This is a genomic window from Roseovarius roseus (assembly GCF_043355935.2).
Taxonomy (GTDB): Bacteria; Pseudomonadota; Alphaproteobacteria; order Rhodobacterales; family Rhodobacteraceae; genus Roseovarius; species Roseovarius roseus.
Map to the genome: position 1 here is coordinate 574,661 of NZ_JBHFPE020000001.1, position 12,661 is coordinate 587,321.

General features: G+C 63.7%; 12 protein-coding genes. 5 read left to right on the top strand and 7 right to left on the bottom strand.

What is annotated here, in order from left to right; genetic code table 11:
* Window positions 1–2 precede the first annotated feature (2 nt).
* Window positions 3–791, bottom strand: coding sequence for an aspartate dehydrogenase (locus tag ACEWPL_RS02950; protein WP_393934637.1), 789 nt, complete (start codon window positions 789–791; stop codon window positions 3–5).
* 154 nt (window positions 792–945) lie between these two features.
* Between ACEWPL_RS02950 and ACEWPL_RS02955 the strand changes: the two genes are divergently transcribed.
* The 3 genes from ACEWPL_RS02955 to ACEWPL_RS02965 all read left to right on the top strand — a co-directional run bounded on the left by ACEWPL_RS02955 (window position 946) and on the right by ACEWPL_RS02965 (window position 5,555).
* Entirely contained in the window at window positions 946–3,042 is a 2,097-nt protein-coding gene (locus ACEWPL_RS02955; RefSeq protein WP_393934636.1) for a xanthine dehydrogenase family protein molybdopterin-binding subunit, read from the top strand.
* On the top strand, window positions 3,039–3,992 hold the full coding sequence (locus tag ACEWPL_RS02960; RefSeq protein ID WP_393935366.1) for a dihydrodipicolinate synthase family protein: 954 nt from the start codon (window positions 3,039–3,041) through the stop codon (window positions 3,990–3,992). The genes ACEWPL_RS02955 and ACEWPL_RS02960 overlap by 4 nt, the downstream gene beginning before the upstream one ends.
* Window positions 3,993–4,175: 183 nt before the next feature.
* Window positions 4,176–5,555, top strand: a complete 1,380-nt coding sequence (locus ACEWPL_RS02965) for an ISNCY family transposase (RefSeq protein ID WP_393935365.1) — start codon at window positions 4,176–4,178, stop codon at window positions 5,553–5,555.
* A 155-nt stretch (window positions 5,556–5,710) separates the two neighbouring features.
* On the opposite strand, the gene ACEWPL_RS02970 is transcribed toward ACEWPL_RS02965, so the two are convergent.
* From ACEWPL_RS02970 to ACEWPL_RS02980, 3 genes are all read right to left on the bottom strand, one after another.
* A complete protein-coding gene (locus ACEWPL_RS02970) occupies window positions 5,711–6,061 on the bottom strand; it encodes a RidA family protein (protein ID WP_393934634.1) in 351 nt (116 codons plus the stop codon).
* Window positions 6,058–7,188 carry an NAD(P)/FAD-dependent oxidoreductase gene (locus tag ACEWPL_RS02975; protein WP_393934633.1) on the bottom strand — a complete coding sequence of 377 codons (1,131 nt, stop codon included), beginning with the start codon at window positions 7,186–7,188 and terminating at the stop codon, window positions 6,058–6,060. The genes ACEWPL_RS02970 and ACEWPL_RS02975 overlap by 4 nt, the downstream gene beginning before the upstream one ends.
* Before the next feature lie 70 nt (window positions 7,189–7,258).
* A complete protein-coding gene (locus ACEWPL_RS02980) occupies window positions 7,259–8,494 on the bottom strand; it encodes an acyl-CoA dehydrogenase (protein WP_393934632.1) in 1,236 nt (411 codons plus the stop codon).
* 105 nt (window positions 8,495–8,599) lie between these two features.
* Here ACEWPL_RS02980 and ACEWPL_RS02985 point away from each other — a divergent pair, with 105 nt between their 5' ends.
* Window positions 8,600–9,508, top strand: coding sequence for a LysR family transcriptional regulator (locus ACEWPL_RS02985; RefSeq protein ID WP_393934631.1), 909 nt, complete (start codon window positions 8,600–8,602; stop codon window positions 9,506–9,508).
* 33 nt (window positions 9,509–9,541) lie between these two features.
* Here the strand turns inward: ACEWPL_RS02985 and ACEWPL_RS02990 are convergent, their stop codons facing one another.
* The 3 genes from ACEWPL_RS02990 to ACEWPL_RS03000 are packed head-to-tail and all read right to left on the bottom strand — an operon-like array spanning window position 9,542 to window position 11,614.
* The gene (locus tag ACEWPL_RS02990; protein ID WP_393934629.1) at window positions 9,542–10,084 is read right to left on the bottom strand and encodes a gamma carbonic anhydrase family protein; all 543 of its coding nucleotides are present in this window, start codon (window positions 10,082–10,084) and stop codon (window positions 9,542–9,544) included.
* Complete coding sequence (gene gmk, locus ACEWPL_RS02995; protein ID WP_393934627.1) at window positions 10,081–10,722, bottom strand: guanylate kinase; 642 nt, start codon at window positions 10,720–10,722, stop codon at window positions 10,081–10,083. Before gmk ends, ACEWPL_RS02990 begins: the two co-directional genes overlap by 4 nt.
* Before the next feature lie 10 nt (window positions 10,723–10,732).
* Window positions 10,733–11,614, bottom strand: coding sequence for a YicC/YloC family endoribonuclease (locus ACEWPL_RS03000; RefSeq protein ID WP_393934626.1), 882 nt, complete (start codon window positions 11,612–11,614; stop codon window positions 10,733–10,735).
* A gap of 376 nt (window positions 11,615–11,990) precedes the next feature.
* On the opposite strand from ACEWPL_RS03000, the gene ACEWPL_RS03005 reads away from it, so the two are divergent.
* Window positions 11,991–12,659 (top strand): PAS domain-containing protein, encoded by a 669-nt coding sequence (locus ACEWPL_RS03005; RefSeq protein ID WP_393934624.1) that lies wholly within the window; start codon window positions 11,991–11,993, stop codon window positions 12,657–12,659.
* Window positions 12,660–12,661 lie beyond the last annotated feature (2 nt).

A 12,661-nucleotide genomic window follows, 5' to 3' on the forward strand; every position in this document is an offset into this window, starting at 1 on the left:
CGCTAGAGCCGCATCCAGCCGGTTTCCCGCCGCACTGCCTGCACCGCGCTCATCGCCGCAAGGGCCGAGGATTTGGGATTGTCCGGTAAGGCATTGCCGCTGATCGTGAAGTCAAAGCTGCCGAACGCGCCGTGTGCCTCAATCCGGTGGGTGTTCTGCGTGGCAGTCGGATCGGCGATGAGCTGCACTTCTGTGGCGTCAAAGCCGAGGCCCGCCAAGGCCACGGCAGCCGCGACATTGGCGTTCTTGGGATAGGCTAAAGCTGCGGCACGGGCGCTGCCGGTGAAATGAAGGGCGGGGCTGGTGAGATATGCGAGGTCAAGCGCCACCTCGGCCGGTGATCCGGCCCAGCCCTTGGGTGGCTTTGTGCCCGAATAGCGCACCATGTCGAGGCCGCCCACGCGCCCCGCGGCCAGCGCATCCAGCGCGCCGATGGCGCCCGAGGCCAGGTGCAGCGTGCCGCCACCCCGCCTCGCCGCTGCCTCCAGCGCAGCGAAGAGCGCATCATCCGCAAGCGCGCCCAGCGACAGCGTGATCAGCCTCCGCCCGGCGCCAAGGATGCTTGACCCATGCGCTGAGAGGCCTGCATGGCCTGCGCAATCCACGATCAGCTCGGCCCGCGCGGCCAGATCCCCGGCCTCCGTCACGGCCTCGGCGCCCAGTGCATCTTCTGCCGCCGCCTCGCGGCCCGCGCGGGCCAGCACCAGCGCGGGCGCCATCCCGTCTGCGGCCAGCGCCTGCGCCACATAGCGGGCGATGGCCCCGTAGCCAATGATCCCGATCGTCGTCATGCCGCTCTCCTCTTGCAGGTTGGCGGCAGATTAGGTGAGGGCAGGGGGCTTGGCTATCCGTTTTCTTGATAGCGGTGCGCAACCTCGGTATTTGCAGGGGCGCCGGTGGCGGGGCATCATCAGCCATGTTTTGCCGCAGCCTTGAGGGCATTCGATGACCGGCGAGTTTCGCGCCCATACGCCCGATGCGCTCTTGCGCGGTAACGGGCGCTATTGCGACGACATTCCACTTCCCGGCGCGCTGCGGGCCGTCTTTTTGCGCAGTGATGAGCCTTCTGGCGTGATCACCAGCCTCGACACCGACGAGGCCGCGATGATGCCCGGCGTGCAGGCGGTGCATACCGGCGCGGATGTGGCGCATCTGGGCGCGCTTCCGGTGAACGAGGTGATGCCATTGGCGCATGCGCCGCGCTTTCCGGTGCTGGCCCAGGGCAAGGTCGAGGCGGTGGGTCAGCCCGTCGCCGCCATCTTGGCCGAGACGCGGGCAGCGGGCCTCGATGCCGCCGAGGCGATCTGGCTGGACCTGGACGCGGTCCCGGAATGTGGCACGGCGCCCATCGCCGAGAAACGCTGGCAGACCGGCGATGTGGCCGAGGCGATGGACAGGGCTGCGCACCGCGTCGAGACTGAAGTGGTTCACGCCCGCACGGCGCCGCTATCGCTGGAGACGCGCGGCATCGCCGTGCGCCCTGAGGCGGATGGCGGCCTGACGATCTGGCATTCCACCCAGACGCCGCATCGCACGCGGCTGCATTTGGCGGAAATGCTGGGCATCGACGCAGACTTGCTGCGCGTCATCGCGCCGGATGTGGGCGGCGCCTTCGGCATGAAGGCCTCGCTTTATCCCGAGGAAGTCTATTGCGTCTGGGCCGCGCATACGCTGCGCCGCCCCGTGCGTTGGAGCGCATCGCGCAGCGAGGATTTTCTGTCGGCCACCCACGGGCGCGGCATCACGGCGCGGGGCGCGCTGGCGTTTGATGGTGATGGCTGTTTCGCCGCGCTGAGCGCCGAGATGGCGGCGCCGCTGGGTCATTGGCTGCCCAACAGCGCGCTGATCCCCGGATGGAATGCCGCGCGAATCCTGCCCGGCGGTTACCGTGTCGGGGCGGTCGATATCACCTCTGCCGCGACCTGCGAAAACCGAGCGGCGACGGGCATTTACCGCGGGGCAGGGCGCCCCGAGGCCGCCGCCCTGATCGAGCGCCTCGTCGACAAGGCCGCGCGGCGCCTGGGGCTCGATCCGTTCGAGATCCGCCTGCGAAATCTTCTCTCGCGTGACGATCTGCCATTCCAGACCGGGACGGGCCAGACGCTGGACAGTGGTGACTACGCTGCCGCGCTGACGCGCCTGCGCGGCCTTTCGGGTTATGACGCGCGGCGCGCCGAGGTGATGCGTCGCCGCGCGGGCGGAGACCTGGTGGGCCTCGGCCTCGCGTTCTTCCTCGAGCCCTCCGGCGAAGGCTGGGAGAGCGCGCGTGTGACATGGGGCACCGATGGGCGCGTGCAGATTGCCAGTGGCAGCTCGGCCCAAGGCCAGCCGCGGGCGCGCAGTTACGCCGCCATCGCGACCGAGGCATTGGGCGTGGGCCCGGACGAGGTGGATGTGCTTTACGGTGACACCGGCACATGCCCGGAGGGGATCGGTGCGGTCGCGTCGCGCAGCACCGCCATTGCCGGCAGCGCGGTGCTGGAGGCATGCCGCGCCGTAAGCCGGGCACATGAGGCAGGTGAAGACCTTCCTATAACCCACGAGATTCGCTTTGAAACGCGCGGTCAGGCCTGGGGCTATGGCGCCTATCTGGTCCAACTCTCGGTTGACCCTGAGACGGGCGCGCCGCTGGTCGAAGCGGCGCATTGCGTGGACGATGCGGGCCATGTCGTGGACGCTCAGGCTGTGGCGGGACAGATCATCGGGGGCTTTGCGCAAGGCCTTGGGGCCGCGTTGATGGAGGCGGTCCAATACGACACCTCGGGCCAATTGCTGACCGCGTCCTTGATGGATTACGCCGTCCCGCGCGCTGACATGATGCCGCCGATCACGATGGCCGAGATGGCGACGCCCAGCCCGATGAACCCGCTTGGCGCCAAGGGGGTCGGCGAGGCGGGCACCATCGGGGCACCCGCGGCCATCCTGAACGCTGCGATTGACGCGCTCTCACCACTTGGGATCGAAGATTTGCAAATGCCGCTGACATCACAGACACTATGGCGCGCGATGGGCTCGGCGAGACGGGGAAAGACCGGATCATGAAATACTCCAAACTCGATGCCAAGGACTATGCCCGCGAGAACATGCGTGGCATCTGGGCGGCCGCGCTGAACCCGTTTCTTCCAGATGGCGCATTGAACGAGGCGGGGCTCAGGCAGAACATCAGGCATTGGATAGATGATCTTGAAATCCAAGGGCTTTTCATCGCCGGAAAGCAAGGCGAATTCTTTTCAATGTCGATCGAAGAGCGCAAGCGCAACTTCGAGATTGCCGTCGATGAATGCGGCGGGCGCGCGGGTACGATCATGTCGGCGTCGGACCAGAATTTCGACACTGTGCTCGATCTTGCCCAGCACGCCGAAGCGTGTGGCGCCGACTACATCGTCGTCCACGCGCCGATGCTCCATTTTGTGACCGATCCGGATGAAACTGTTTTCAATTATTACAAGACGATATGCGACACTGTTAACATTGGCATCGCGATGTGGAGTCATCCTGACAGCGGATATCTGATGTCGCCGGAACTCTGCGCGCGCATCGCTGAGCTGCCGAATATCGTGGCGATCAAGTATTCGGTCCCGCGCGAGATGTATGTGCGCCTCACGCATATGGTCGGCGACAGGATTCATGTCTCGACCGCGTCGGAGGTCGAGTGGCTGGACAATATCGAGGAGCTGAACTGGAAGCTCTACCTGTGCTCGTCGCCGCCATATCAGCTGCAGTCCAAGATCGACCGCCGCATGAATGAATATACTCAGCTGGCGTTTGAGGGCCGCTTTGAAGAGGCGCGGCGTGTGCGTGACAGCCTTGATCCGGTGCGCGATGCCTTCAAGCGGACCAAGCCGGGCGGCAAGCCGCAGGCGCACGGCAAGTACTGGCAGGAGCTTCTGGGACAGGTCGGCGGCCCGGTGCGTGCACCGCTGCTGCAACTAACAGATGCCGAGAAGGCCGCGACGCGCGAAGCGTTCGAAACATGCGGGCTAAAGGTTTAATCCATCGTGATGTCGGGGAGATACGGGACGGAGTGAATGCCCGGATCTTCGATCCACTCAGCGCAATTTATTTACATAATACTGATTATGCGTAATTTGGGTGTAGCCGCAAAGTTAGAATGTCCCACATCTGCAAAGTAGAAGTGTCACACTTCCCTGTTTCGGCAGGATTGGAGTGTGGCGGTGGGATGGGTTGTGATGAGCGAGCGCGAGCTGAACCGGATCGAGGTTCTCAGCCAGGTGGCGCAAGGCCGGATGTCGGCGACGATGGCGGCAAATGTGCTGGGATTGAGCCGCAGGCAGGTCCACAGGCTGCTGAAGACATTTCAGGCTCATGGCGCGGCGGCGATCCGGCACAAGGCCCGCGGGCGCAGGTCGAACAACCGGATCGATCCGGCGGTCAGGGATTTCGCGGTGGCGCTGGTCAAAGAGAGCTATATCGACTTCGGTCCGACCTTTGCCGCCGAGAAGCTGGCGGAAGATCACGGCCTGAAGGTGTCGCGCGAGACGCTGCGCAAGTGGATGCAAGACGCCGGGATCTGGCTGTCGCGCAAGCAGCGTCGGACGTTTCATCAGCCGCGCCTGCGCCGGGAATGCTTTGGCGAGTTGATCCAGATCGACGGCTCGGACCATCGCTGGTTCGAAGATCGTGGTCCCGCCTGCACGCTGCTCGTGTTCATCGATGACGCGACCAGTACCTTGATGCAGCTGAGGTTCGTGACGTCGGAGAGCACCTTCAGCTATTTCGAGGCGCTGGATCTGTATCTCAAAGCCCATGGGCGGCCGGTTGCCTTCTATTCCGACAAGCACACCGTGTTCCGCGTGGCGCAGCAAGGGGCGAAGTCCGGACATGGGATGACCCAGTTCGGCCGCGCCCTGAACGAGTTGAATGTCGAGATCCTTTGCGCCAATTCTTCCCAGGCCAAGGGCCGTGTCGAACGGGCGAACCGAACCTTGCAAGATCGGCTGGTGAAGGAGCTCAGGTTGGTGGGAATCTCGGATATCGAGACCGCGAATGCCTTCCTGCCGGGGTTTAAGGAACGCTACAATTCCAGGTTCGCAAAGACCCCTCGACGACAGGACAACCTGCACCGCACCATGAATGTCGAGCCTGAGAGGCTACGGAATATCCTGTGCCTGCGTGATGAACGCTATGTCGGGCAACAGCTTGCCTTCTCCTATGATCGGCGGCGGATCATCCTTGAAGAGAACGAGGTCTCCGCCAGCCTGCCGGGCAAATACGTGGACAGCTACGAGTTTGCAGACGGAGGGCTGGAGTTCCGCTGGAAAGGCGTGCAGCTGCCCTACTCCGCCTTCGACAAGGACCAGCGCGTGACCCATGCCGCGATCACCGAGAACAAGCGCCTGAGCGCCGTCCTGGAGCATATCAAGGCCGCCCAGGACAAGGCCCCTCCCAAGAAGCGGCGCGCCGGCAAGCAACGCACCCGGTATGAACCGACAGGTCTCAAATCCCCCGGACGGCCGTCAAAAATGGAAGGTTATTACGCCCGCAAACGCGCAGAGCGGGACAGCCACGCAGCCGGGCCGGGCTGCGATAACTGAGGTCTCCGCCCTGCCCGGCTGCGCTACCGCCTGCGCCCGAATGGGACATTTCTACTTTGCACAAAGCCGGACATTTCTACTTGGTTGCAACATTGGGTGTGACCGCAAAGCTAAAATGCCCCCGACAAGCTACACTTTCCGAGGGCATTTGCGCGTCACGCTTTCGCAGCGGTCACGATGAACTCGACCAGATAGTCCGGTGTCGCCAGCTTTGCCTCGCCTGCCGCACGTGCGGGGGTGTGGCCCTCGGGCACCCATGCGTCCCAGACGGCATTCATCTCGGCGAAGTCTTTCATATCTGCCATCCAGATGATGGTCTGCAAGATGTGCGTCTTGTCCGAGCCGGCCTCGGCCAGCAGCTTGTCGATATTCTCGAGGCAGGTTTTGGTCTGGTCGGTCACGCTGTCGCCAGCATTGCCAACCTGGCCTGCCAGGTAGATCGTGCCGTTATGCGTGACGATCTGGCTCATGCGCGGGCCGGTATGGCTGCGGGTGATATCGGTCATCTTTGGTCAACTCCTTTGTTCGTCGATGAAAAACGCTGCGGTGCCATGGCGGCTATGATCTCCGGAGCCAGCGCCGGAGCGCGCCCGGTGATCAGCGCCGCCGTCAGTTGCGATAGCGCGGGCGCGGTCTGAACACCATAGCCGCCCTGCCCGGCCAGCCAGAAGAATCCGTCGCAATCGTCGGCGTAGCCAACCACGGGCGTGCGATCCGGCGCGAAGGTGCGCAAGCCGGCCCAGCTCCGCTCGATCCGGGTCACGGGAACGGTCACCGCGCGCTCATAGCGGTCCAGACCCTCGGCCAGGACCATGTCGTCGGGCCAAGCGTCATGCGGGTCGACCGGGTCTTCATCTGCCGGCGACACCATCAGCTTGCCTCCCTCGGGCTTGGCGTACCACGTCTCAGACACGCTTCCGAAGAGCGGCCAGTTAGAGACATCATGCTCGGGTCCGAGCGGTACGATCGCCGCCGAGCGGCGCCTTGGCTGCAGTCCCATAAGGTGCGTGCCAGCAAGCGATGCCACGTGATCCGCCCAAGCACCGGCGGCGTTGATGACAATCGGGGCGCTCAGCTGATGATCCCCAGCGGTGACGTGCCATAGCCCATCCGCACGGCGTATCTCCGTCACTTGCGCTTTTGTGATCACAGATCCGCCGCGCGCTTTCAACAGGCGCAGATAGCCTTGCAGCATCAGGTCTACGTCAATGGATTGCGCGGCGCCCTCATAAATAGCGGCAGTAATCCGCTCGGGCCGCAGGATCGGCACGAGCTGTGCGGCTTCTGCCCCAGTGAGGCGTTCGAGACCAACAGATCCATTGGCATAGGCCTCAAGTGCAGGCATTTCATCGTCCGAGGCTGTCAGCAACTCGCCGCGCGGCGACAGAAGGCTGTGACCACAAATATCGCCTGGCGTGGTCAGCGTGGGTTCGGAGACGATATTGATCGCGCGCAAGACAGCGTTGCCATAGTTGCGGATATATATCGCGGCAGAGCGCCCGGTGGCGTGGTAGCCGGTTTGCGGTTCGGCCTCCAAAACAGTTACGCGCGCGTCCCGCGCCAATTCGGCCGCAGCGGAAACACCGGCGATGCCGCCGCCGATGACGATCACGTCTGGCGAGTTTTCAGTCATTATCTCAGGTCTTTATGCGTCGAAGTTCATAGTGGAGGCAAACCCCAAGGCTTGCCCCCAATCTACCCTATCAGAAAAACGCCTGCAGGCCCGTCTGGGCGCGCCCCAGGATCAGCGCGTGCACGTCATGCGTGCCTTCATAGGTGTTGACTGTCTCAAGGTTCATCATGTGACGGATCACTTGATACTCTTCCGAGATGCCGTTGCCACCATGCATGTCCCGGGACATGCGAGCGATATCAAGGGCTTTGCCGCAATTATTGCGCTTGATCATGCTGATCATCTCTGGCGCGGCATTCGCCTGATCCATAAGGCGGCCAACACGCAATGCGGCCTGCAAGCCCAGCGTGATCTCGGTCTGCATATTCGCCAATTTCAGCTGGAAAATCTGCGTCTGGGCCAGCGGTTTGCGAAACTGGTGGCGATCAAGGCCGTATTGGCGCGCGCCATGCCAGCAGAACTCGGCGGCGCCCATCACGCCCCAAGCAATGCCATACCGGGCGCGGTTCAGGCAGCCAAAGGGGCCTTTCAGGCCTTCGACATGCGGCAGAAGCGCATCCTCGCCAACCTCGACACCCTTCATCACGATCTCGCCGGTGACCGAGGCGCGCAAGCTCTGCTTGCCCTCGATCTTGGGCGCCGACAGTCCGTCCATGCCTTTTTCCAAGACAAAGCCGCGGATTTTGCCGTCATGGGCGTCGGATTTGGCCCAGACGACGAACACATCTGCGATTGGGCTGTTCGAAATCCACATCTTGGAGCCGGTGAGGCGATAGCCATTCTCGGTTTTTTCAGCGCGGGTCTTCATCCCGGCAGGATCGCTGCCTGCGTCTGGCTCCGTCAGGCCAAAGCAGCCGATCAATTCGCCGGTGGACAGTTTGGGCAGGTATTTCTTGCGCTGCTCTTCGCTGCCATAGGCGTAGATCGGATACATCACCAGCGACGACTGCACGCTCATCATCGAGCGATAGCCGCTGTCGACACGCTCGATCTCGCGCGCAACGAGGCCGTAGCTGACATAACCCGCGCCAAGGCCGCCATACTCTTCGGGGATGGTCGTGCCCAGCAGGCCCATCTCGCCCATCTGCGTGAAAAGCTCGGGCGCGACAGCCTCGTCGGCGTAATCCCTGATGACGCGCGTCTGCAGGTTTTCCTGCGCGAAGGTGCGCGCGCTTTGCGCGATCATCCGCTCGTCTTCTTCCAGCTGATCGTCAAGGCGGAACGGATCCTGCCAATCAAAGCTGGAGAGATCCGGAGCATCCTTGGCCTTGAGGCTGGGCTTGTTTGCGGGGGCGTCGAGGCTCATTGCGCTACCTTTCATGAGTTTTCATGGGTTCTGCTTGCAATATAGACCTTGGGGCCGCAGAAGAACACCAAGTCTTTCGTTCGCAAACATGAGGAAACGGAATAGATGGCCCTGCCCCGCCGCTTCTTGCCCTCCATTGCCAGCCTGCGCGCGCTCGAGGCGCTGGACCGGCTGGGCAGCGCCACGGCCGCCGCCGAGGCGTTGGCCCTGACCCAAAGTGCCGTCAGCCGCCAGATCCAAGCGCTCGAGGATCAGTTGGGCGTGACGCTGGTGGTCAAGTCTGGGCGGCGCATGGGTCTGACGCCCGATGCCGTGCAATACGCGGCCGAGGTGCGCGCGGCGCTGGGTCAGATCGCACAGGCCTCCATGAAGCTTACCGTGAACCCGACAGGTGGCGCGCTGAGCCTGGCGATCCTACCGACCTTCGGCATGCGTTGGCTGGTGCCGCGCCTGCCCGATTTCGCCCGCGCACATCCAGAGGTCACGCTGAACCTCTCGACTCGGATCAAACCGTTCAACTTCGCAGTCGAACCCTTTGATGCGGCGATACATTTCGGAACCGCCGACTGGCCGGGCACCGCGTCCATGCGGCTGCGAGGCGAGGCTGTCATCGCGGTCTGCGCGCCCGAAGTCATCAAAGCCCGCGCGCCCCAATCCGCGCGTGATCTTCTGGACCTTCCCCTGCTTCATATTGAAACGCGCCCCGATGCGTGGCGTGCCTGGTTTGCAGCACAGGGTGTGCCTGTGGCGCGGGTGCCTGGCACGGTATATGACCAGTTCGCAACCATTACGCAGGCGGCGCTGCATGGGCTGGGCGTGGCGCTTTTGCCGGAATACCTGGCGCTGGGGGATCTGGAGGCCGGCCGGCTTGTTCCGGCTTGGGGCGGGCCCACGCCCAGCCCCGGCGCCTATTACCTCATCTGGCCCGAGAGCAAGGCCGAGGATGGCGCATTGACCAAGTTCCGTGACTGGCTGGCGACGCAAATCGGCGAGGATGAACTGCTACCGCGATAGACGAAATTCGTCCGAATTCCGTCCCCGGAAAATTCAATTTTCCGGTGCGTCCAGCGCGGTCAGCCCGGCGCGAAAGCGGCGCATGTTCTGCTGGTAATGCAGCGCGCTTTGGTGCAGCCCCTCAATCGCTGCCTCGTCCAGCTGGCGCACCACCTTGCCCGGCGCGCCCACGACAAGGCTGCCATCCGGGATCTCCTTGCCTTCGGTGATCAGCGCCCCTGCCCCGATCAGGCAATTTTTCCCGATGCGCGCCCCGTTCAGCACTGTAGCGCCCATGCCAATCAAGGAGTTGTCGCCAATGGTACAGCCATGCAGCATCGCCTTGTGCCCGATCGTGCACCCCTGCCCGATTTTCAGTGGATAGCCCATATCAGTATGCAGCACGCAGTTTTCCTGGATGTTCGATCCCGTGCCGAGCGTGATCATCTCATTGTCGCCGCGCAGCGTGGCGCCGAACCAGATCGAGCTGCCCGGGTGCAGCGTGACGCGTCCGATCACATGCGCGCCCGGCGCGACCCAGTAATCGTTATCCGCAGGCGTTTCGGGGCTGTGCCCGTCCAAAATATAGAGTGTCATGAGCGTTCCTCGAACTCCATTTGAAGGCCGCGCACATGTTCGGTCAGCGCGGGTTGCTGAATGCGGCGCAGGCGCGCGGCGGCGATGATCTGCTTGAGCTTGGCGTCGGTGGCCTCCAGATCGTCATTGGTCAGAACGTAATCGTACTCGGCCCAGTGGCTGATCTCGTCCCAGCTTTTCTGCATGCGCTTGGCAATCACCTCCGGGCTGTCCTGTCCGCGAGATTCCAGCCTGCGGCGAAGCTCGGCAATGGAGGGCGGAAGGATGAAGATCGAGAGCGTATGTTTGCCAAGATCTGAATTCTGGATCTGCTGCGCGCCCTGCCAGTCAATGTCGAACAGCACGTCGCGGCCCTGATTTATCGCCTCCTCGACTGGTCCCTTGGGCGAGCCGTAGAAGTGGCCAAAGACATAGGCATGTTCCAGCATGTCGCCGTGGTTGACATCATGGCGGAACGCCTCATCGGTCAGGAAGTGATAGTCCTGCCCATCGACCTCACCGGCGCGCGGCGAACGGGTGGTTGCGGACACCGAAAAAAGGACGTTCTCATCCCATTCGCGCAAGCGCCGCGAAAGGGTGGATTTGCCCGCGCCCGAGGGCGAAGACAGGATGATCAAAAGGCCGCGTCTGTTTGCCATGGGTCTTCCTTCATTCGACATTCTGAACTTGTTCGCGCAGCTGGTCCACCGCCGCTTTCAGCGCCAGACCAATCGCGGTCAGCGGGGTCGACCCTGCCTTGGCGCAGAGCGTGTTGGCCTCGCGGTTGAACTCCTGCGTGAGAAAATCCAGCTTGCGCCCCACCGGGACGCCCGCGGCCAAGAGCGTGCGGGCCGCGGCGATATGGGCCTCGAGGCGGCCGATTTCCTCGGTGATGTCCGATTTGACGGCAATCATGGCCAATTCCTGGGCCACGCGATCGGTATCGGCGCCGTTCGCGTCTTCCATGACGCGTGCGAGGGCCGCCCTCAGGGCGGCGGCGGCTTCGGGGCGCCGTGCTTCGGCGGCGCTGGCAGCGTCGGAGGTCAGGCGCGCGATCTCATTCAGATGGGCGCTTAGCAGCGTAGCGAGCACGGCGCCTTCCTGCGCACGCATCTGCAGGAAATCGGCCAGAACCGCGTCGAAATCAGCCATGATGGCGGCACAGAGGGCGACGGTGTCCGTCTCCTCCACTGCGGCGGTTTCCAGAACGCCGCGGACGGCCAGAACATCGCCGGGGCGCGCGGGTGCGAGAGACAGGCCCCGTGCCATCGCGCGGGCCTCGACCTCGGCCATGGCGTCCAAAGCGGCCTCCAGCTGAGCTGCATTGACGGACATGCGCCCGCCCGTCTCCGCCGCCTGGACGCGCAGCGAAAGGGTGACATTGCCGCGCGTCATCGCCTCCGACAGGCGCGCGCGCAGCCCGGCCTCCAGCCCCGCGATCCAGTCAGGCACGCGCAGTCGCAAATCAAGGCCCTTGCCGTTGACGCTGCGGAGCTCCCACGTCCAGGCATGGCCGGGCGCGGTGCCGCGGCCCGTGGCGAAGGCGGTCATGGAGTTGATCCTGGGTTCGGCTGACATGGCGCCCTCATACTGCGGCAACGGGTTGCCCCGCCTTTGGGCCTCCGTCCTAAGCCCCCGCCGCCCGCGAGGCAAGCGGCGCAGAGGTTCAGACTGCGGTCGCCCACATCGGCAAAGATTAACCAGTTAGATCGGATTTTAGACAAATGCCGATGCGTCCATGTCATAATGCGAAATGTGCGAGATCCCTTTGAGCGGCTCCGAGTCGGCATGTTGTCGAGCGGAATGGGGCAGCGATGGGGGAACCGGAGAGCGAGCCGATTGGTTAATCGGCATCGTCGTCACAAGCCCGACAGGTACGGGCCGTGGCCAGAACGCAAGGCGTGTAAGGTAGTAAGAGGTGCAGGACATGAGCAAAGATTTCCAGGGACGCCCGCCCGGCCCGACCGTCCAGCCTGACTCCGACGCCTCCTCCCTCGCGGCCTTCGAGGCCTATTGGCGCAAGATGCGCCGCGGTGCCATTGTGCCGCGCCGCTCGGATATTGACCCGCGCGGGATCGAGGATTTATTAAGCAATGCCTTTATTGCCGAGCGGATCGCGCCAGGTTTGGCGCGTCTGCGTATCGCGGGCGGCCATCTGACGGACCTCATGGGCATGGAGGTGCGCGGCATGCCGATCAGCGCCTTTCTGGAGCCGGGCGCGCGCGATGAATTGGCGGGTCACCTTGTCTGGCTGTTCGATCACCCCGCGACGCTGCGCCTGTCGCTGATCAGCGCCGCACGCCCCGGCGCGCCTGAATTGAAAGGCGCGTTGCTGATGATGCCGCTGCGCAGCGATCTGGGCGATATCTCGCGCGCGCTGGGATGCCTGATCAGCACCGGCGCGATCGGGCGCGGGCCGCGCCGATTCGAGATTGCGCAGGCGACCGTCACGCCCTTGGAGAGCAGCGCCAACCCCGATGCCAGTCCCCGCCTCCTTCCGGCCGAGCCTGAGCGTGCGGAAAACGCGCGCCTGCCCAAGACCGCACCGGCCCGCCGCGCGTCCGAGCGCCCCTATCTGCGCCTCGTCAAAAGCTGAGC

Coding starts and splice junctions, on each gene's coding strand:
- ACEWPL_RS02950 (WP_393934637.1), bottom strand. CDS start 791: ATGACGACGATCGGGATCATTGGCTACGGGGCCATCGCCCGCTATGTG.
- ACEWPL_RS02955 (WP_393934636.1), top strand. CDS start 946: ATGACCGGCGAGTTTCGCGCCCATACGCCCGATGCGCTCTTGCGCGGT.
- ACEWPL_RS02960 (WP_393935366.1), top strand. CDS start 3,039: ATGAAATACTCCAAACTCGATGCCAAGGACTATGCCCGCGAGAACATG.
- ACEWPL_RS02970 (WP_393934634.1), bottom strand. CDS start 6,061: ATGACCGATATCACCCGCAGCCATACCGGCCCGCGCATGAGCCAGATC.
- ACEWPL_RS02975 (WP_393934633.1), bottom strand. CDS start 7,188: ATGACTGAAAACTCGCCAGACGTGATCGTCATCGGCGGCGGCATCGCC.
- ACEWPL_RS02980 (WP_393934632.1), bottom strand. CDS start 8,494: ATGAGCCTCGACGCCCCCGCAAACAAGCCCAGCCTCAAGGCCAAGGAT.
- ACEWPL_RS02985 (WP_393934631.1), top strand. CDS start 8,600: ATGGCCCTGCCCCGCCGCTTCTTGCCCTCCATTGCCAGCCTGCGCGCG.
- ACEWPL_RS02990 (WP_393934629.1), bottom strand. CDS start 10,084: ATGACACTCTATATTTTGGACGGGCACAGCCCCGAAACGCCTGCGGAT.
- gmk (WP_393934627.1), bottom strand. CDS start 10,722: ATGGCAAACAGACGCGGCCTTTTGATCATCCTGTCTTCGCCCTCGGGC.
- ACEWPL_RS03000 (WP_393934626.1), bottom strand. CDS start 11,614: ATGACCGCCTTCGCCACGGGCCGCGGCACCGCGCCCGGCCATGCCTGG.
- ACEWPL_RS03005 (WP_393934624.1), top strand. CDS start 11,991: ATGAGCAAAGATTTCCAGGGACGCCCGCCCGGCCCGACCGTCCAGCCT.